Origin of the sequence: Lachnospira rogosae (ex Hitch et al. 2025), from assembly GCF_040096455.1 — a bacterium.
In the GTDB taxonomy this organism is placed as follows: domain Bacteria; phylum Bacillota; class Clostridia; order Lachnospirales; family Lachnospiraceae; genus Lachnospira; species Lachnospira rogosae.
The window spans coordinates 1-21,698 of record NZ_JBBMER010000011.1 but is presented as its reverse complement, the minus strand read 5'-3'; the positions used below and the strand labels follow the sequence as shown (position 1 = coordinate 21,698).

Sequence of the window (21,698 nt, the reverse complement as noted above, 5' to 3'; positions counted from 1 at the left end):
TTATTTTCTCTCTCCTCAAAAATTATTATTTCAAAGGTATATTAATAACAAACTCTTTCTCATCTTTGTTATAGTTAATACTACCTCTTAGCAGATTAACCCTTTCAACAAGCATTCTTATTCCATAACCTGTATTATTAGATTTAACCTTGCCAATCTGTTCAAAATCGAAACCACATCCATCATCTTTATAACTAATAGTAAGTTTATTATCATCTGTTGCAATATCAATATATATATTATTGCAGTCAGCGTGTTTAAACGAGTTACTGGTTAATTCATTAATTATCCTTAAAGTTGACATACACACAACGTGCGATATATCATCTGTGCAATCTATTGTATAGTGCATAATAATATCCTTATGACTATCATCTAATTTATCAAGAAGATTCATTAATGCCTCGTTAAATCCCAGGTCATCAAGTTCCATAGGTCTTAACTGGTATATAATATTACGTAGCTCATTAATACTTTCTTTGACAATACCCTTTACATTATTCATTTCTATTTTAGCTCTATTCAAATCCCTATCAGCAATCTGAATAGCAAATTCCTGTTTATGAATAAGTGCTGTCAAATTCTGTACGACTGTATCGTGAATATCCCTTGATATTCTCTTTCTGTCAGCCTCCAATAACCACAATATATTGGTACTATCACTGTTATTATCCACATTTTCCATGGTTTCAATATCATTATTGTTGATAACATCCTGCATTTCTTCCATTTTTACGGATAATTGGTTATAATTTTCTTGATATATCTCTTTTTGTTTTAATAAATCATCAATTTTACTCTTTAATAATTTATTCTGATTTCTCTCAAATACCTCATTGCCAAATGATATAAACATATCCTCTGTCTTATCAGTATTGTTGTCTATTAATGTTATTTTATCATTAATAGTATTAATCTCTATATCAACGCAATGAATATCATCAGATATTTCTTTTAATTTATTATTTATATTTTCAATCTGTTTACTTAAATATTCAACAGCCTTCTCTGACATATGTAACACCCGCCTATCAGTTAAATCGGTTAATTTCGAGCTTTTATACAAATTTTAACTTATTTGTCACTAAAAATAAAGCTTTTTATATAATATTCTAGTCCTAAATGGTCATTAATTTGCCTTAATAGGCATATTGTCACATAATTATATATGGATTATAATTATAATATCATAAAATATTAATATGAATGGAGATTAATATATGAATAAATGGCAGAAACTGGGGCTTGCGGTTGGTATGGGAACAGCCGTTGTAACAACCTCACACATTATTAATAAATTTATATTTGAATCAGCAACAATTAATAATTATACCGGCAAAACTGTTAAACACACCTATAGCTGGAAATTTGGCAATATTGCATATTCCACATATGGCAATTACGACAATCCTCCACTCCTCTTAATTCACGATTTGAAGTCTTATAGCTCTGGCTACGAATGGGATAATACAGTCCATTATTTATCCAAGAAACATCATCTGTATGTTGTTGATTTATTAGGTTGTGGACATTCTGATAAACCACAGATAACATATACAACTTATATGTATACACAGCTTTTAAATGATTTTATAACAAATGTAATTGGCAAAAAGACAGATATAATAGCAACCGGCGACTCCGCTCCTATGGTCATAAGTTCAGTATATATCAAGAAAGATTTATATAATAAAATAATTCTTGTAAGTCCTAAGGCTGTATCTAAAGCCAAAGCCGTACCTGGCAGACGTGCTGGCATAAGACGCAGACTTCTTGATATACCTGTAATTGGGACTACTATATACAATATATGTATGCGAAAAGACCGCCTGAATAATATTCTTTCCAAAAATGTATTCGACAACGGAATAGTTCCTGTTGATTACCTTAATGCTTATTATGAAAATGCACATCTTTCTGGTGCTTCAAGCAAATTTCTTTTTGCAAGCACAGAATGCAATTTTACTACTGCCTCAATTGCCAAAGCCGTATCTGATATTGATAACTGCATATATATAATAACTGGCGAGAACAGCAAGGATACTTCTGTATCAGAGTATCTTTATCTTAACCCTGCAATAGAAGTTGTTGAGATTAAGAACAGCAAGAATCTTCCACAGATAGAACAACCTGTAGAATTTGCCAAACAGGCTGATATTTTCCTGGATATGTAAATTGGTGCGTGACACCTATTTTTGATATTTAAGATAATTTCTACTATTGTAGATATCAGATAAAAAGTAGATTTGGTAATTAGGTTTAAGTAACCTAAATAATTTCTACTATTGTAGATATGTTTGGCAAGAAAATGAAATTTATGTTTAAGTAACTTAAATAATTTCTGCCATAGATATATAAAAATACCTGCTAAAACAGAAATATACATTAGAACTAATTTCTAACACACCTAACTGTTTTAACAGGTATTTTCATATATAATATTTTATATATAACATTTCATATATAATATGTTATTGAATAAATCAGACATACAATACATTTTATCTCTACAACTTATTACTTAATCAGTACTTTGAATAAATCGGACATATGCGTTATTCTATATAACAAACTACCACAATAAAATATTATTTTAATTCAATCACCCTATCGGCTCTTTAGCAGGTAATCCCGCTTTTCTCGGGAATTTCTTAGGCGTATTCTTAACCTTCTTTATATATACAAGTGACCTCTCAATATCCGTTTCAGGCAATTTGAATTTGTCAACTTTCTCAATCTGCCCTCCAAGTATTAATATAGCTTTCTTAGACTTCTCAAGCTCCTCATCAATCTCACCTGATTTGTATGCAACAAAATATCCACCAACCTTAACAAATGGAAGATTATATTCTGCAAGCACTGATAAATCAGCGACTGCCCTTGATACACTGACATCAAATTGTTCTCTTAATTCTTTAGACTTTCCACCATCCTCAGCTCGTCCGTGAACTGTGCTTATTCCTTTTAAGCCTAACTGTGCGATAACTTCATCAAGGAATTTAATTCTTTTATTAAGAGAATCAAATAGCACAACCTCTGTATCAGGATAAGCTATCTTTAATGGAAGTCCTGGAAATCCTGCCCCTGTTCCCACATCAATAAGCTTAATATTGAGGTTACCGCCATCTATAGGCAGCTTTAACACAAGACTATCAAGGTAATGCTTTAACATAACTTCCTCATACTCTGTAATTCCTGTGAGATTCATAAAACTATTCCACTCAACAAGAATTTCATAATACTTATCAAGCTGTTCAAGCTGTTTATCCGACAGTTCTACATTTATGCTTTCTAAATTTCTTTTAAATATAGCACTTGGCATAATTTCTCCTCTAATACACTAACATTTTTTACTATATAATAATTTCCATCATATATATTGATGTTGAGGGAAAAAGCACCAACTATGAGCAAGCCCATATAGTTTTAGACCTTTTACCCCTGGTATAATATATTTTATATTAATTATTATTTCTTCTATAGCTCTCCAGATACACAAGAAGCACCGATATATCTGCTGGTGATACACCAGATATTCTTGATGCCTGTCCTATTGACCTTGGATTGAACTTATCAAGCTTCTGCATAGCTTCTTTTCTTAATCCATTGATTGCATAATAATCAAGCCCGTCTGGTATTATCTTCTTCTCAAGCTTCTTAAAATGCTCTACCTGACGCATCTGACGGCTTATATAACCTTCATACTTAAGATTAATATTAACCTGCTCCTTAACATCCCAAGGAAGCTCTGTACGGTCTTTATCAATTGGTGCAAGCACTTCATAAGAAAGCTCCGGTCTTTTAATTAATTCTGCAAGAGTAACACCTGTTAAAAGCTCAGTGCTTCCATTTTCTCTTAAAAGGTCCTGAACATTACTGCTGGTTCCTATATTAACAGCCTTTACTCTCTCAATTTCCTCGTCTATAAGCTTAATCTTTAACTGAAGCTTGTCATATCTTTCCTTAGATATAAGTCCGACTTCATAACCATATTTGCTAAGTCTTATATCAGCATTGTCCTGTCTTAATAAAAGCCTGTATTCTGCTCTTGAAGTCATCATTCTGTATGGCTCAAATGATTCCTTAGTTACAAGGTCATCTATAAGCACACCTATATAACTTTCTGAACGGTCAAGTATAAGAGGTTCTTTTCCCTTAACATATAGTGCTGCATTAATACCCGCTATTATCCCCTGTGCTGCAGCTTCCTCATAACCTGAACTTCCATTAAACTGTCCACCTGCAAATAAACCTTTAATCTTCTTGAATTCAAGTGAAGATTTGAGCTGTATTGCACTTATACAATCATATTCAATAGCATAAGCATTACGGACAATTCTTACATTTTCAAGCCCCGGTACGGTTCTATACATTGCATACTGGACGTCCTCTGGCATTGAACTGCTCATTCCGCCAAGATACATTTCATTAGTGTATAAGCCTTCTGGCTCAATGAATACCTGATGTCTGTCCTTATCAGCAAATCTTACTACCTTGTCTTCAATAGATGGACAGTATCTAGGACCTGTTCCCTGTATATCTCCTGAATAGAGAGGTGAACGGTCAATATTATCCTTTATTATCTTATGTGTATCCTCATTAGTGTAAGTAAGCCAGCAGCTTACCTGCTCCTTCTGAACTGACTCAGGGTCTGTTTCAAATGAAAATGGAACTACTCTCTTATCACCAAATTGCTCTGTCATCTTACTAAAATCAACTGAACGCTTATCAACTCTTGCTGGTGTACCTGTCTTAAATCTTCTTATCTCAATTCCATTTTTAATAAGTGAATCTGTTAAATGATTAGCCGCCTGAAGTCCATTAGGACCTGTATGGTAGCTTACATCGCCGTATATACACCTTGCCTTAAGATATACACCTGTACATAATACAACCGATTCAGCCTCATATACAGCACCCGACACAGTCTTAACGCCCTTTATAACACCGTCCTCAACTATTATCTCAGACACCTCTGCCTGCTTTATATGAAGATGATCTGTATTCTCAAGCACGCATCTCATCCGCCTGCTGTAATCAGACTTATCTGCCTGTGCCCTCAATGAGTGAACTGCCGGGCCTTTTGAGGCATTAAGCATTTTTGACTGAATAAATGTTGCATCTATATTCTTACCCATCTCACCACCGAGAGCGTCTATCTCCCTTACAAGATGTCCTTTAGAACTTCCTCCAATATTAGGATTACAAGGCATCATTGCAATGCTCTCAACACTGACAGTAAATATAATTGTTTCAAGTCCAAGTCTGGCACTTGCAAGAGCTGCCTCGCATCCTGCGTGTCCCGCACCAACAACTATTACATCATAAGTTTCTTTAATATTAGGCATAACCTTAACCTTTCTATGTAACTTTTACTACATTTCTTTAATAACTTTACATATATATTTATCAATATCTTTAATATAATTAAATATACTTTATATAATCAATTACACTTTATACAACCTGACACTATTTACCCATACAGAACTTCTCGAATATCCTGTCTGCAAGGTCGTCCTCGACTTCCTCACCAATGATAAGACCAAGCTTCTCATAAGCATTCATCATATCAATAGTTAAAAAATCTTCGCTTACTCCTGCCTCTATTCCACCTTTAACAAGCTTAAGGCTTTCTAACGCCTCTCTTAAAAGATTTTTATGTCTGAGGTTAGTTATATATATTTCTTCGTTAGTTTCTATCTCGCCGTTAAAGAACATATTTTTAATTTCATTTTCCAGATCGTCAATACCAGTTTCTTCTTTAGCTGATACTGATATTACATTACACGACAAATGCTTCAATATATCTTCTTTGGTGACAACCGCCTGTATATCCGATTTATTCAATAATACAAGTACCTTTTTATTCATAATAAGGTCCATAATCTCGTAATCATTATTATCCAGTGGTCTTGAAGCATCTATGACAAATATAATCAAATCTGCCTCTGAGGCATATTTCTTAGCTTTATTAACACCTATATTCTCCACATAATCATCTGTCTTTCTTATTCCCGCTGTATCAATAAGATTAAGCGTAATTCCTGACAGATTAATCTGTTCTTCAAGAACATCTCTTGTTGTTCCCTCTATATCTGTAACTATCGCACGTTCCTCTTTCGCAAGCGCATTTAAAAGGCTTGACTTACCCGCGTTAGTTTTCCCCAATATTACTGTCCTTATTCCATCCCGCATAATACGGCCATTGTCGGAAGTTTTCAACAATTTATCAACCTTATCCACACAGTTATCCACATCTTTTGTCATTTTATCAACATTATCATTAATATCAAAATGTTCTGGATCATCTAATGCAGACTCAATAAATGCTACATTATCAAGTATTACTTCCCTGATAGCTGTGATTTTCTCTGATAATCTTCCGCCTAATTGATTAACTGATGATTTAAGTGCATAATCATTTCTTGCATTAATAATATCTATAACCGCTTCCGCCTGAGATAAATCAATGCGTCCATTAAGAAATGCCCTCTTAGTAAACTCACCAGGCTCAGCAGGTCTTGCACCATTCTTTAACACTGTATCTAATACTTTTCTTGTTACAAGTATTCCTCCGTGACAGTTAATCTCTATCACATCTTCTCTTGTATATGTATTAGGAGCTTTCATTACTGATACAAGCACCTCATCAATCACCTCATCACCATCTTTTATCACGCCATAGTGAATTGTGTGGCTGTCTGCTTTTGATAACTTTTTATTATTCTTAGCTTCAAATATTGTATCTGCAACACTTATTGCATTTTCTCCGCTTATTCTTACTATGCTTATTCCGCCACTAGACATTGTACTTGTCGATATTGCCGCTATTGTCTGCTCCATACTACATATTCCCTTCTAAATTATCGTAATAATTTCCTGCTATTTAAGAACAAAGAGTCACTTTGTGACTCTTTGCGCGCCGAGTGCTGTCGCTTGCGACAAACTACAGCTTCACGCGAGTGCGCATCACTGGCACATAGTGCCTATTATTTAATAGGAAATTCTATTGGAATTTCCTATTAAATAATAAAGATTGCTGTTGTAATAATACCACAGCAATCTTTAAATTAAAACATATTATCTTGAATATCTATTGTTATCTGAGTATCTGTGCTCTGAATATCTGTTATTGCCAGCCTTCTCTCTGTCAAGATATACAACGACGTGTCTGAATGGTTCTTCACCTTCACTCTTTGTAGATACGAACTTATCACCCTGTAATGCTGAGTGAATTATTCTTCTCTCATATGGGTTCATTGGCTCAAGTGCAACTGAGCGTCTGCTTCTCTTAACCTTGTATGCAATATTCTTTGCAAGTGATTCAAGAGTATCTTTTCTTCTCTGTCTGTAATTCTCTGTATCAACCTTAATTCTTACATACTTTTCTTTACCCTTGTTAAGTACAAGACTTGTAAGATACTGGATTGAGTCAAGTGTCTGTCCTCTCTTACCGATAAGAAGTCCCATATTCTCGCCAATAAGTTCAACATTGACACATTCTTCTTCTGTATCGAATGTTATCTTTACTTCAACCGGAATATCCATTGCACTGAACATATCACCAAGAAATGTTCTTATTCTTGATTCGATTTCTTCATTAGATAATACTGGTCTTGGTTCATTGTTGTTAGCTTTTTCTTCTAAATCTTCTTCACTGGCATTAACTGCCTGTGTTGCACTTACCTTTGAATTATCTGCCTTAGGAGCTGTTTCTTTCTTAACAGCCTTTTCTGTCTCTTTAACAACTTCTTTCTTAGATTCGGCCTTAATCTCACTCTTGATTGTGTCATCAATTGACTTCTTTTCTTTAGCTTCTAACTTGCTAAATTCATCATCTACTGAACCTACACCAGCCTTAACTCTTGCCTTAATCTTTGTTGGCTTTGAATTAAAAATACCGAATAAACCGTTGCTTCCTTTTTCAATAACTTCATATTCAATGTTATCGCTTGTTGTTTCAAGCTTAAGACACGCATTAGTAAGTGCGTCATCTATTGTCCTACCTGTAACTTCAATATATTCCATTGTTTTACCCTCACTATCTAATTATAAAATATTGTCTGTTACTTTTTTAATCTGCTCTGTATACACTAATTCTTCTTGCCGCCATTCTTAGTATTCTTCTCATTATACTTGGCAACCATTCCAGCCTTTTCTGCAAGGCTTCCTGGCTTAGCTGTCTTATAATACTTAGATGATTCTTTTATTTCCTGAACCTTCTTTTCATTCTCAGCCTTAATCTGCTCTAAAGACTTTACAGCCTTTTCTCTGCTGGCAGACATATTCTTAGTGCTTGTTGTAGCATTTTTAGCTATCTTTTCTGGTGGAAGACCCTTCTTCGCACGCTTCTTATTACGCTTTTCTACATTACGTTTTACAATCTCGTCCGCACCAAGCTTGTCATAGTAACGATTGATAAATACAGTAATAATTGTCTGAACAACTGCTGTAGCTATCCAGTAAAGACCAAGACCTGCTGGTACTGAAATTGCGATAAATGCTGACATCAATGGCATAATGTACATTGTCATCTTCATTGATGCTGCCATTGGGTTATCGTCATCAACTTCTGTATTCTGTCCAGACTGAGCAACCTTTACACTTATGAACTGTGTTACACCAGCAAGGATAGGTATAAGGATTGCAAGTGTAAATCCAAATCCTGGTTCCTGTGACATATTAATACCCAAAAATGTATTCATATGTTCAAGACTTGAGTGGCTGTTAGCTATTGTATCGCTAAATGCAGGGAAAGCATTTCTTAAAGCTTCCCACTTATCAGCACTGAACTTATTAATCTCTGTGATTGCTGTATCAACATTAGTCCAGTCTATATTCTCACCGAACTGCTTCATAGTATCTGCATAACCATCAAAAGCCATAATACCGCCGTTATCTTTAAGAAATGCTATAAATAAGTTCTTTAACTGTGAAATATAAAGAGGGATAAATCTGAATACCTGGTATAATGCCAAAAGGATAGGCATCTGTATAAGCATCTGTACGCATCCACCCATCTGTGAAACGCCATACTTCTCATATACAGCCTTAGTCTCTTCCTGCATCTTCATCATTGCATTCTGATCATCTCTTTTGTCCTTATATTTGGCATTAATTGCCTTAATTTCCGGACTCATTACTGCATTAAGCTTAGTAAGCTTCTGCTGTTTAATACTAAGTGGAAGCATACAAAGCTTAACAATAATTGTAAATAATACGATTGCAACAGCTACATTTCCAATGTGTAAAAAGCTCAAAGCTTCAAATAAAAGGTTAAATATATAACCTAACACCTTAGCTATTGGCATAATAATTGCATTAAACAAATCGAACCTCCTGGTTATTAATGTAATCTTTTTCTTTTATATTTACCAATAGGTACAGGATCAAATCCTCCCTTATGAAAAGGATTACATCTTAATATTCTTTTAAATGCCAACCATCCACCTAATATAACTCCATACATATCTATAGCTTCTACTGCATACTGGGAACACGAAGGAACATAATTACAGTAACTTCTTCCTTTATATGGCGACAGCACCAGTTGATAAAATCTAATAAGTTTAATAACTATCTTCTTTCCCATTATAATCTACCTATACATATTATGAAGCTTTAAAAGATGAATCATTGATTTACAAGTTTCTGTATAACCCTTGTCTTTAAGACCAGCCTTGACAACAACTACTACATCTATGCCATCAAGTATATGATTAGTGTTAAGCCTGAAGGCTTCTCTTACTAATCTGGCCAGTCTGTGTCGGACAATACTATTCCCGACTTTCTTGCTCACAGATACACCGAGTCTTTTCGTATCCGTTCCGTTCTTGCTGATATACATAATTAACTCTCTGTTTGCGTAAGAGTTTCTTTTGTTGTATACCTTTTTAAAATCTTCATTTTTCTTCAATGTTTCAAAATCTTTGTACTTCATAAACACTCCACCATATAATTATTTGTTTAAATTAAATTCTGGTTAATCTTCAATAAATGAATTATTTCTAATAAATAACTCATTTAAGCAATTCATTTACAATAAATATAATAATAAAGAAAAAAGCAGATGAATACTGACGTACTCATCTGCTGTAAAATCAATTAAGCTGAAAGTCTCTTTCTTCCCTTTGCTCTTCTTGCTGCTAAAACTTTTCTTCCACCTGGAGTACTCATTCTTGATCTAAAACCGTGAACCTTAGATCTCTGTCTTGTCTTAGGCTGAAATGTCATCTTCATAATCTATGCACCTCCTTCACTACCATTATTATATATGGTAAGAATATTCTTCAAGTTTCAATGTGCTTAAGCACTTTTTTTTAAAACATCGTTCTAATTATATTCGCAATATATAGCAAAGTCAAGCAAAACATAACTTTTTTTGACGTTTTTTTAATCATGTGGATTTATACACAGATATCAACAGCTTATACCGAGTTATCAACATATTGTGCAAAACTTGTGCATAACTCTCATGGATATTGTGGTTAACTCTATAATTTTCTTGACAAATTGCGTATTTTCGACATTTTTCAACTGCATAAACTTATACACAGCATGTTTACAATACCTTATTTTTTAAAAGTTATCCACAATTCTGTTGAAAAAAACACTTAAATGCTTTATGATTATAAAGGAATGTTGTAATCATTCTAATACTGCCAGAAAGGCGAATAATATGAACGAAATTATTAATAACTGGGATTTAATTCTTAACACCTTTAAGAACGAATGTGATATACAGAACCTTTCTTTTACAACATTTATTAAGCCGCTTCAGGTTATTTCAGTCAGTGATAATGAAATAACTCTTCTTTCAGACACACAGATGTCTGCTAACTATGTTGAAAAAAGGTATCTTAAATTTCTCGAAGTAACCATTAGTGAGATTATGAAAAAAGATTATAAATTAAGAATTATTTCAGAAGATACTTTAAATGAAGAAACTGCTAAAAAGACAGCACAGGAGAGTTCTCCTAATAAGAATATTTCTCTTAATCTTAATCCTAACTACACATTTGAAACATTCGTAGTAGGTAATAACAATAACCTTGCCCATGCGGCGTCTTTAGCTGTTGCTGAATCACCGGGGGAAGTATATAACCCTCTGTTTATATATGGAGGTGTTGGACTTGGTAAGACGCATCTTATGCAGGCAATAGCACATTTTATAATAGAAAACAATCCTTCCAAGAAGGTGTTGTATGTAACAAGTGAAACATTTACTAACGAACTTATTGATGCAATCCGTAATAAAGAGAATGCAGAAAAAGGCAATGCTGCATTCAGAAACCGTTACCGTAATATAGATGTTCTTCTTATTGATGATATACAGTTCATTATAGGTAAGGAATCTACTCAGGAGGAGTTCTTCCATACTTTTAATTCCCTTTATCAGGACGGCAAGCAGATTGTTATATCTTCTGATAAGCCACCTAAGGAAATGGAAACTCTCTCCGAAAGATTAAGAACACGATTTGAAATGGGACTTCCGGTCGATATACAGATCCCTACATATGAAACTAAGATGGCTATTATTAATAGGAAAGCAGAGATTTCAGGACTTGATATTCCATATGAAGTTTCTGATTATGTAGCTACCCATATCAAGTCAAGTATCAGGGAGCTTGAAGGTGCATTAACTAAGCTTTCAGCATTTTCTAAGCTTTCACATACGCCTATAACTGTGGAATTTGCAGAACAGACATTAAAGGATCTTATCTCACCTGATGCGAAAAAGGAGATAACCCCTGAACTTATTATCCAGACGGTTGCAGACCATTTTAATGTCAAATATGATGACCTTTTATCATCTAAGCGTACAGCTGACATTGTTCATCCACGCCAGATTGCTATGTATCTGTGCCGTCAGATGACCACAGCTCCACTTCAGGCAGTTGGTAAGGCTCTCGGTAACCGTGACCATACAACAGTTATCCACGGAGCTGAAAAGATAGCTCAGGAAGTTGTCAAGAATGATTCTATGCGCAATACCATAGATATTATCATTAAAAAGATAAATCCTTCATGAGTTATTAACAGTTGTACACCTGTATTTGCATAGTTATCCACATGGTTATCAACATATTGTGGATTTATCCACATATTATTATTGATATGTTGTTTATAGCCTGTGCTTTTTATGTTGATTAAATTTAATAACTTTTTTTTGAATTTTTCATTTTATTTTTTATCAACATTTTTTTATTGTTTTTAACACGCAATACAGTTACTAATAACTTGGTTATCCTATGGTGTAATGCTGATATTTACTGGGTTTGTATGACTTTTTAACATATTCACAGCCCCTACTATAACTACTACTGAATTATATATATTTATATATGTGCCTGTTATTAACTTTACGGCACCGAAAGGAGTTTTGAACAATTATGAAACTTGTATTTTCTAAGAGTGATTTGAATAAGGCAGTTGGTATTGTAATGAAAGCCGTTCCTACAAGAACAACTATGAACATTCTTGAATGTATTCTTATTGATGCTACTACTAACGTTATTAAATTTACTGGTAACGATATGGAACTTGGTATAGAAACTATCGTTGAAGGCGAGATTATAGAAAAAGGTAAAGTTGCTATTGATGCTAAGCTATTTTCTGAAATCGTAAGAAAACTTCCAGATAGTGAGATTACTATTACTACAGATGCTAATTACACATCTTTAATTACCTGTGAGAAGAGTAAATTTAATATTGCCGGTAAATCCGGAGATGATTTTTCTTATTTACCTATCATAGAGAAAGATAAAATGATAACTATTTCCCAGTTTAATTTAAGAGAAGTAATTAATCAGACTATTTTCTCTACTGCACCTAACGACAACAACAAGATGATGACAGGTGAACTTTTTGAAGTATCTGATAATGTACTTAAAGTTGTAGGTCTTGATGGACACCGTATCGCTATTAGAAACTTCAATCTTGAAGGACGTGCAGATGACGTTAAAGTAGTTGTTCCTGGCAAGACTTTACAGGAAATTAGTAAGATATTATCTACTGATGCAGAAAATATGGTAAATGTATACTTTACTAATAACCACATTTTATTTGAATTCGATAATACAACTGTTGTATCACGTCTTATTGAAGGAGAATATTTTAAGATTAACCAGATGCTTTCAAGCGATTATGGTACTAAGGTCGTTATCAATAAGAAAGAATTTATTGATTCAATAGACAGAGCTAATCTTCTTATTAAGGAGGGCGAGAAGAAGCCTATTATCATTAATATTACAGATGGCTCATTAGAGGTTAATGTTAATTCAGCAATCGGTACTCTTAACGAAGATATTGATATTGAGAAAGAGGGTAAGGATCTAATGATTGGATTTAATCCTAAGTTCCTCTTAGATGCTTTAAGAGTTATTGATGATGAAACAGTTGATATTTATCTTGTTAATCCTAAAGCACCTTGCTTTATAAGAGATAAAGAACAGTCTTATATATATTTAATACTTCCAGTAAACTTTACAGCTTAATGGTAAATATTAGAAATGGAGCGTATTATGGAAGAAATAACAATCAGAAATGGTGATGAATTCATCAAATTAGGACAGGCAATTAAAGCCGCAGGCTTTGTTGAGTCTGGAGTTGAAGCCAAGATAGTCATTCAGGACGGACTTGTTAAAGTGAACGGAAAGGTCGAGACACAGAGAGGCAAAAAGCTTGTTGGCGGCGAAATAGTAGAATTTGAGGGCAATAAGCTTCTAATTAAAAATAATTAATAACAGCAGGTGTAATTGTGATAATAGAGTCTCTTGATTTAAAAAATTACCGTAATTATGATATTTTGAATATGAATTTTGATAAAAATGTCAATATTATATATGGCGATAACGCACAGGGTAAGACTAATATTTTAGAATCTATATATTTCTGTGCGACTTCTAAGTCACACAGGGGAAGCAAAGATAAAGATATAGTCAAATTCGGAGAGTCTGAGTCACATATTAAAGCTAATGTAATTAAGAATGATATAAGTTATCGTATTGATATGCACTTAAAGAGCAATAAGCCAAAAGGTATAGCTGTTAATGGAATACCTATAAAGAAAGCTGTTGATTTATTTGGTATAATTAATGTTGTGCTTTTTTCGCCAGAGGATCTTAACATTATTAAAGACGGACCTTCGCAGAGAAGACGTTTTATGGATATGGAGTTAAGCCAGCTTAACAAAATATATCTTAGTAATCTTGTTAATTTTAATAAAGTACTTGGACAGCGAAATAAATTATTAAAAGAACTGGCATTTAATCCGTCAGAGGAGATGATAAGCTCACTTGATATATGGGATATGCAGTTTGAGCGATACGGTAAATGTATCATAGAAGGCAGAAAAAAGTTCATAAGGGAACTTAATCTTATTATTAGCGAAATACATTCAAAGCTTACAGGTGGAAGTGAAAAGCTTGTTGTAGAGTATGTGCCATTTGTCAATGAAGATGAATTAGGCAGTGCTTTATCAGAGTATCGCAAGAAGGATATTAAGTATAAATGTTCCTGTGCAGGGCCGCACAAAGATGACCTTGTATTTAACATTAACGGAAAAGATGTCAGGAAATACGGTTCTCAGGGACAACAGCGTACAGCAGCTTTATCACTTAAGTTATCAGAGATAGAGCTTGTCAAGAAGATTATTAAGGACAAACCTATATTACTGTTAGATGATGTATTGTCTGAGCTTGACAGTAACAGGCAGAATTTTCTGCTTAACAGCATAGGAGATATACAGACAATAGTCACCTGTACAGGATTGGACGAATTTATTAATAATAGAATTAATATTAATAAAGTATTTAAAGTAACTAATGGAACAGTAAGTCACATAATGTGCGGCGATGAGGCTGCAGAAATGAGGTAATATGGCAGAGCAGAATTATGGTGGAGATCAGATTCAGATATTAAAGGGTCTTGAAGCCGTTAGAAAAAGACCTGGTATGTACATAGGAAGTACATCTGCAAGAGGATTACACCATCTTGTTTATGAAATAGTAGATAATGCGGTAGATGAGGCACTTGCAGGATACTGTAATGTTATTAAGGTATTTATTAATAAAGACAATTCAATAACGGTTACAGATAATGGTAGAGGAGTACCTGTAGATATCAACCACGAAACAGGAAAGCCTGCCATTGAAGTTGTATACACTATGCTTCACGCCGGTGGTAAGTTCGGTGGTGGAGGATACAAGGTATCTGGTGGTCTTCACGGTGTTGGTGCATCAGTAGTTAACGCATTGTCAGAATGGATGGAAGTTGAAGTTAAGAGAAATGGACATATATATGAACAGCGCTATGAAAGAGGCAATGTATGCTTTGATTTAAGAGTTGTCGGTGATTGTCCAGCAGAGCAGACAGGAACAAAGGTTACATTTTTACCTGATAAAGAAATCTTTCAGGAAACAACAATATTTGAATACGATGTGTTAAAGCACAGATTAAGAGAGATGGCATTCCTAACTAAAGGAATTAAGATTGTTCTTACTGACTTAAGAGAAGGTATTGAACAGGAAGAAACTTTCCATTATGAGGGTGGTATCAAGGAATTTGTTGAGTATATCAACAAGAGCAAAGAGCCTCTCTATAGTCAGGTTATATACTGTGAGGGTGTTAAGGATAACGTACAGGTAGAAGTAGCATTCCAGCATAATGACGGCTTTAACGAGGTTGTAGACACATTTGTTAATAATATAAAGACACCTGAGGGTGGTACACATCTTGCTGGTTTTAGAAATGCTATGACTAAGACTTTCAACGATTATGCAAGAAAGAATAAGATATTAAAAGACAGCGACCAGAGCCTTTCAGGTGATGATATAAGAGAGGGACTTACAGCAATTGTAAGTGTCAAGATTGAAGACCCTCAGTTTGAAGGACAGACTAAGCAGAAGCTTGGTAATACTATAGCAAGAAGTGCCGTTGACAGCATTGTTTCAGAACAGCTTGGCATATTCTTAGAGCAGAATCCATCAGTAGCCAAGTCTATATGTGAGAAGTCACTTCTTGCACAAAGAGCAAGAGAGGCTGCAAGAAAAGCAAGAGATCTTACAAGAAGAAAGACAGCACTTGAGAGTACATCACTTCCAGGAAAGCTTGCAGATTGTACAGATAAGAACCCTGAGAACTGCGAGATATACATCGTTGAGGGTGATTCAGCCGGTGGTTCAGCTAAGACAGCAAGAAGCCGTGCAACACAGGCAATCCTTCCACTTAGAGGTAAGATTTTAAATGTTGAGAAGGCAAGACTTGACAGAATATTAGGCAACGAAGAGATAAAGGCTATGATAACAGCCTTTGGTACAGGCATACACGAAGATTTTGATATAAGCAAATTAAGATATCATAAGATTATTATTATGACAGATGCCGATGTTGATGGTGCTCATATCGCAACACTGCTTCTTACATTCTTCTACAGATTTATGCCTGAGCTTATAAGACAGGGACATGTATACCTTGCACAGCCACCACTTTACAAGGTTGAGAAGAACAAGAAGGTATGGTATGCCTACAGTGATGAAGAACTTAATAATATTATGCTTGAAATCGGACGTGACCAGAACAACAAGGTTCAGCGTTACAAGGGATTAGGTGAAATGGATGCTGAACAGCTCTGGGATACAACTATGGATCCTCATAAGAGAATATTATTAAGAGTAGATATGAAAGAGGATGACGAGGCAGACCTTGATGTTACATTCTCAACACTTATGGGTGATAAGGTAGAACCAAGACGAGAATTTATAGAAACTAATGCCAAATATGTTAAAAATCTCGATATTTAGGCAGAATAATATTTACTATATGTGTTAAAGAAAGGAAATATATTAATGGATGAACATATCTTTGATAAAGTTCAGGAAGTAGATATGCAAAAGACTATGAAAGATTATTACATAGACTATGCGATGAGCGTTATAGCTTCAAGAGCATTGCCTGATGTAAGAGATGGTCTTAAGCCGGTTCAGAGAAGAATATTGTATTCTATGGTTGAACTTAACAATGGTCCTGATAAGCCACATAGAAAGTGTGCCCGTATCGTAGGTGATACAATGGGTAAATACCACCCACACGGTGATTCATCAATATATGAAGCCCTTGTAAAGCTTGCTCAGGATTTTAATACAAGATATCCACTTGTTGATGGACACGGTAACTTTGGTTCTGTCGATGGAGATGGAGCTGCTGCGATGCGATATACAGAAGCTAGACTTAGCAGAATTTCTATGGAGATGACAGCAGATCTTAACAAAGACACAGTAGATTTTATACCTAACTTTGATGAAACAGAGAAAGAACCTACAGTTCTTCCATCAAGATATCCTAACCTTTTAGTTAATGGAACATCAGGTATAGCTGTTGGTATGGCTACTAATATTCCACCACATAACTTAAGGGAAGTAATAGGTGCAGTAGTTAAGATAATTGATAATAAGATAGAGAATAACAGAGATACTTCGCTAGAGGAGATATTAGAGATTGTCAAAGGTCCTGATTTTCCTACTGGCGGAACAATTATAGGAAAGACAGCAATAGAGGAAGCTTACAGAACAGGAAGAGCCAAGATTAAGGTAAGAGCGGTTACTAACATTGAGCCTATGACTAATGGAAAGAACAGAATTGTTGTTACAGAACTTCCATATATGGTTAATAAGGCAAGACTTATTGAGAAGATTGCTGAGCTTGTAAGAGATAAGAGAATTGACGGAATTACAGATTTAAGAGATGAGTCAGACAGAGAGGGTATGAGAATAGCTATAGAGTTAAGAAGAGATGTTAATCCTAATATTATTCTTAATCAGTTATATAAGCATACACAGCTTCAGGATACATTTGGCGTTATTATGCTTGCCCTGGTAGATAACCAGCCTAAGGTGCTTAATCTTTACGAGATGCTTAAATATTACCTTATGCATCAGGAAGATGTTGTTACAAGAAGAACAAAATACGACCTTAACAAAGCTGAGGAGAGAGCTCACATATTAGAAGGTTTAATAATTGCACTTGATAATATCGACAGGGTAATCTCAATAATCAGAGGTTCGGAAAATGTCCAGACAGCCAGGGAAAGCCTGATGAAAGAGTTCAATCTCACAGAGGCACAGTCACAGGCTATCGTAGATATGAGACTCCGTGCCCTGACAGGTCTGGAAAGAAGCAAGATAGAAGCAGAACTTGCTGAATTACAGAAGAAGATTGATGAGTATAAGGCAATCCTTGCTGATAAGAATAAGCTTCTTACAGTTATTAAGACAGAGATATCAATAATAGCAGACAAATACGGAGATGACAGAAGAACATCTATAGGATTTGATGAGTATGATATTTCTATGGAGGATCTTATACCAGATGAGCCTTGTGTTATTGCACGTACTAATATGGGATATGTAAAGAGAATGACACCGGATAATTTCAAGAGCCAGCACAGAGGCGGCAAGGGAATTAAAGGTATGCAGACACTTGAAGAAGATTACATTGAAGATTTGTTTATGACAACATCACACTATGTACTTACATTTTTCACTAATACAGGACGAGCATATAAGTTAAAGGCTTATGAAATCCCAGAAGCAGGAAGAACATCCAGAGGAACAGCTATAATCAACCTGTTACAGCTTGCACCGGGCGAAACTATAACAGCAGTCGTTCCAGTTAAGATAGAAGACATCAAAGATGACGATTATCTGTTTATGGCGACTAAAAATGGTATAGTTAAGAAGACACCTTGCAAAGAATTTGCCAACATAAGAAAGAATGGAATTCAGGCAATGACTTTAAGAGATGATGATGAGCTTATTGAAGTTAAACTTACTGATGATACAACAGAAGTTATGATGGTAACTAAACTTGGTATGTGCATAAGATTTAAGGCAACAGACGTAAGACCTACAGGAAGGTCAGCTATGGGTGTCATAGGTATGAATCTTATGGATACAGATGAAGTGGTAGGAGTACAGCTTAATAATCAGGGTAATACTATGCTTATCGTATCTGAGAATGGTATGGGTAAGAAGACTGATATTAATGAGTATGCAGTACAGCATCGTGGTGGCAAAGGTGTTAAATGTTACAAGATAACAGAAAAGACAGGTAATGTTATAGGTGCTAAGGCTGTAGACGATACAAGAGAAGTAATGCTTATTACAACTGAGGGAATTATAATCAGACTTGCATGCAGGGATATATCTACATTAGGAAGAATAACATCAGGAGTTAAGCTTATTAATCTTGATGAGGGTGTAAAAGTTGCTACAGTTTCCAAAGTAAGAAAGAACCCATCTGATGAGAATGGCAGTGAAGCCAGTGATGAAAATGGTTATTCTGAAGAAAATATTGCAACAGATACACAAGAAGATGCTGTGGACATACAGGATAAATCAATTGACAGATTACTAGACGCGGCAGAAAAAGACCAGCAGCAATAATATAATTATAAATAATATAATTATAAATAATATAGTTATAAATAATATTAATTATAATTAAGAGCCATCAGTTGTATACAATTACAATTGGTGGCTTTTGCCTATTCAGACCAATTATTAAGAGGAGAATGTGGATATGAGAGAGTTAAATGTGGATATAATCACACAGAACATTAAAGAAATGTGTATAGAAGCCAATCATTTTTTGACAGATGATATGAAAAAGGTATTTAAAAATGCAGTTGCCACAGAAGAATCACCATTAGGAAAGAAGGTTCTTAACCAGCTCAACGAGAATCTTGATATAGCAGGTAATGATATGATTCCTATATGTCAGGATACAGGGATGGCAGTTATATTTATAAATGTCGGACAGGAAGTACATTTTACTAATGGTAATATAACAGATGCCATTAACGAAGGGGTACGTCAGGGATATGTTGACGGATATTTAAGAAAGTCAGTAGTATCAGACCCTATTATAAGAGAGAATACCAAAGACAACACACCGGCAGTTATTCATTACAATATTGTAGAAGGTGATAAGGTGGATATTACTGTTGCACCTAAGGGCTTTGGAAGTGAGAATATGAGCAGGGTATTTATGTTAAAGCCTGCTGACGGAATAGAAGGTGTTAAGGAAGCTATATTAACAGCAGTAAAAGATGCAGGTCCTAACGCTTGTCCTCCTATGGTAGTAGGAGTTGGAATTGGTGGTACATTTGAACAGTGTGCACTTCTTGCAAAGAAAGCACTTACAAGAAATGTAGAAGAACCTTCACCAGTACCATATGTCAATGAACTTGAGAAGGAAATGCTTGAAAAGATTAACAAGTTAGGAATAGGACCGGGTGGACTTGGCGGCACACAGACAGCACTTGCCATAAATATAGAAACATACCCAACACATATAGCTGGTCTTCCAGTAGCAGTTAATATGTGCTGTCACGTAAACAGACACGCACATAGGGTAATATAATAGCTTATATAACAATATATATAATAGATGTAAGGCACATCTAAAAGGTAGAAGTATTATTTTATGCAGGCATAGACATATTTTGACATTGTGAGCCTTACATCGTATATAAAGACTAATATAACAGAAATGAGGATTAATATGGATAAATATATTAATGCACCAATAAGTGATGAAGATGCAAGAAGTCTTAAATCGGGAGATTATGTATATATAACAGGAACTATCTATACAGCAAGAGATGCAGCTCATAAGAGAATGGCAGAGGCTCTTGAAAGAAAAGAGCAGCTTCCAATAGATATGAAGAATAACATAATATATTATATGGGACCATCACCAGCCAGAGAACAAAGACCAATAGGTTCAGCAGGTCCAACAACTGCAAGTCGTATGGATAAATATGCACCAGACCTTTTAGACCTTGGACTTAAGGGAATGATAGGCAAAGGCAAAAGAAGCAAGGCAGTAATAGATGCAATTGTAAGAAATGGGGCAGTATACTTTGCGGCAGTTGGCGGAGCGGGTGCTATCCTTTCCAAATGTATTAAGAAATCAACAGTTATTGCATATGATGACCTTGGAACAGAGGCAATAAGAGAACTGGAGGTTGAGAATTTCCCTGTTGTCGTAGTAATAGACAGCGAAGGTAATAACTTATATGAAACAGCAATTAAAGAATATAGAAAAGAATAATAAAAAATGTATTGACAACAATAATATGCTCTGCTATAATCAGCTATGCGATTGACGCGTGAGTACGTCAAAGCATAATTTCATAATCGTTTATATATGGAATCTGGAGAAATACTCAAGAGGCTGAAGAGGCGCCCCTGCTAAGGGTGTAGGTCGGGCAACCGGCGCGAGGGTTCAAATCCCTCTTTCTCCGCTTGGCAGGATCAAGCTCACAACCATATGGTTGCGAGCTTTTTCTATGGAATTTCTTAAGCTGGTTATGAAAAGTTATTTACTTAAAGCTTCGCAGGGTTAATATTTAACCAGAAGCGTTAATGCAGTTTACATTATCTTTATTGAATGTTTTTGATGGACTTGATTGTTTGCAATCAGAGCATTGATATGAAGAATGAGTGAGTTTTAAATTATTTTTACAACAATTTAAAATAAAATTCAAAAAAATGTAAAAAAGTGTTGACAAAGTAAATAACAAGTGATATTATAATCAAGTCGCCACGAGAGATGAGCGACACAAAAGCTTCTCAAACACAGATAAATACTGAGTTTGAAAGCAATGAACTTTGATAACTGAACAGAAAGAC

18 protein-coding genes and 1 tRNA gene are annotated in these 21,698 nt (G+C 34.8%); 10 read left to right on the top strand and 9 right to left on the bottom strand.

Features of this window, described 5'->3' with window-relative positions:
• Positions 1–25: 25 nt before the first annotated feature.
• Entirely contained in the window at positions 26–1,015 is a 990-nt protein-coding gene (locus WMO14_RS12160; protein WP_055177357.1) for a histidine kinase, read from the bottom strand.
• Positions 1,016–1,220: 205 nt separating this feature from the next.
• Here WMO14_RS12160 and WMO14_RS12155 point away from each other — a divergent pair, with 205 nt between their 5' ends.
• Positions 1,221–2,174, top strand: coding sequence for an alpha/beta fold hydrolase (locus WMO14_RS12155; protein WP_055177354.1), 954 nt, complete (start codon positions 1,221–1,223; stop codon positions 2,172–2,174).
• Between the two features lie 428 nt (positions 2,175–2,602).
• Here the strand turns inward: WMO14_RS12155 and rsmG are convergent, their stop codons facing one another.
• The 8 genes from rsmG to rpmH all read right to left on the bottom strand — a co-directional run bounded on the left by rsmG (position 2,603) and on the right by rpmH (position 10,242).
• Positions 2,603–3,322: a 16S rRNA (guanine(527)-N(7))-methyltransferase RsmG gene (gene rsmG, locus WMO14_RS12150; protein WP_349153908.1), complete on the bottom strand. Its 720-nt coding sequence runs from the start codon at positions 3,320–3,322 to the stop codon at positions 2,603–2,605.
• 139 nt (positions 3,323–3,461) lie between these two features.
• Entirely contained in the window at positions 3,462–5,348 is a 1,887-nt protein-coding gene (gene mnmG / locus WMO14_RS12145; RefSeq protein ID WP_022501184.1) for a tRNA uridine-5-carboxymethylaminomethyl(34) synthesis enzyme MnmG, read from the bottom strand.
• 124 nt (positions 5,349–5,472) lie between these two features.
• Positions 5,473–6,846: a tRNA uridine-5-carboxymethylaminomethyl(34) synthesis GTPase MnmE gene (gene mnmE / locus WMO14_RS12140; protein ID WP_116444301.1), complete on the bottom strand. Its 1,374-nt coding sequence runs from the start codon at positions 6,844–6,846 to the stop codon at positions 5,473–5,475.
• Positions 6,847–7,083: 237 nt separating this feature from the next.
• Positions 7,084–8,031 (bottom strand): RNA-binding cell elongation regulator Jag/EloR, encoded by a 948-nt coding sequence (jag, locus tag WMO14_RS12135; protein ID WP_055177343.1) that lies wholly within the window; start codon positions 8,029–8,031, stop codon positions 7,084–7,086.
• A 65-nt stretch (positions 8,032–8,096) separates the two neighbouring features.
• Positions 8,097–9,332 (bottom strand): YidC/Oxa1 family membrane protein insertase, encoded by a 1,236-nt coding sequence (locus WMO14_RS12130; protein ID WP_318295700.1) that lies wholly within the window; start codon positions 9,330–9,332, stop codon positions 8,097–8,099.
• Positions 9,333–9,349: 17 nt separating this feature from the next.
• Positions 9,350–9,595 carry a membrane protein insertion efficiency factor YidD gene (gene yidD, locus WMO14_RS12125; RefSeq protein WP_055177337.1) on the bottom strand — a complete coding sequence of 82 codons (246 nt, stop codon included), beginning with the start codon at positions 9,593–9,595 and terminating at the stop codon, positions 9,350–9,352.
• A gap of 6 nt (positions 9,596–9,601) precedes the next feature.
• On the bottom strand, positions 9,602–9,943 hold the full coding sequence (gene rnpA / locus WMO14_RS12120; protein WP_349153907.1) for a ribonuclease P protein component: 342 nt from the start codon (positions 9,941–9,943) through the stop codon (positions 9,602–9,604).
• 164 nt (positions 9,944–10,107) lie between these two features.
• A complete protein-coding gene (gene rpmH, locus WMO14_RS12115) occupies positions 10,108–10,242 on the bottom strand; it encodes a 50S ribosomal protein L34 (protein ID WP_022203928.1) in 135 nt (44 codons plus the stop codon).
• Positions 10,243–10,681: 439 nt separating this feature from the next.
• Between rpmH and dnaA the strand changes: the two genes are divergently transcribed.
• From dnaA to WMO14_RS12070, 9 genes are all read left to right on the top strand, one after another.
• Positions 10,682–12,034, top strand: a complete 1,353-nt coding sequence (dnaA, locus tag WMO14_RS12110; protein WP_022501178.1) for a chromosomal replication initiator protein DnaA — start codon at positions 10,682–10,684, stop codon at positions 12,032–12,034.
• 361 nt (positions 12,035–12,395) lie between these two features.
• The gene (dnaN, locus tag WMO14_RS12105; protein WP_055307002.1) at positions 12,396–13,499 is read left to right on the top strand and encodes a DNA polymerase III subunit beta; all 1,104 of its coding nucleotides are present in this window, start codon (positions 12,396–12,398) and stop codon (positions 13,497–13,499) included.
• 27 nt (positions 13,500–13,526) lie between these two features.
• Entirely contained in the window at positions 13,527–13,745 is a 219-nt protein-coding gene (locus WMO14_RS12100; protein ID WP_022501176.1) for an RNA-binding S4 domain-containing protein, read from the top strand.
• 17 nt (positions 13,746–13,762) lie between these two features.
• Positions 13,763–14,881 carry a DNA replication/repair protein RecF gene (gene recF, locus WMO14_RS12095; RefSeq protein WP_022501175.1) on the top strand — a complete coding sequence of 373 codons (1,119 nt, stop codon included), beginning with the start codon at positions 13,763–13,765 and terminating at the stop codon, positions 14,879–14,881.
• A 1-nt stretch (position 14,882) separates the two neighbouring features.
• A complete protein-coding gene (gene gyrB / locus WMO14_RS12090; protein ID WP_055177331.1) occupies positions 14,883–16,805 on the top strand; it encodes a DNA topoisomerase (ATP-hydrolyzing) subunit B in 1,923 nt (640 codons plus the stop codon).
• 45 nt (positions 16,806–16,850) lie between these two features.
• On the top strand, positions 16,851–19,445 hold the full coding sequence (gyrA, locus tag WMO14_RS12085) for a DNA gyrase subunit A (protein WP_116444302.1): 2,595 nt from the start codon (positions 16,851–16,853) through the stop codon (positions 19,443–19,445).
• Positions 19,446–19,581: 136 nt separating this feature from the next.
• Positions 19,582–20,424, top strand: a complete 843-nt coding sequence (locus WMO14_RS12080) for a fumarate hydratase (protein WP_022501172.1) — start codon at positions 19,582–19,584, stop codon at positions 20,422–20,424.
• Positions 20,425–20,553: 129 nt separating this feature from the next.
• Positions 20,554–21,117: a Fe-S-containing hydro-lyase gene (locus tag WMO14_RS12075; RefSeq protein WP_082421671.1), complete on the top strand. Its 564-nt coding sequence runs from the start codon at positions 20,554–20,556 to the stop codon at positions 21,115–21,117.
• Between the two features lie 105 nt (positions 21,118–21,222).
• Positions 21,223–21,310 (top strand) — tRNA-Ser (locus WMO14_RS12070).
• Positions 21,311–21,698 lie beyond the last annotated feature (388 nt).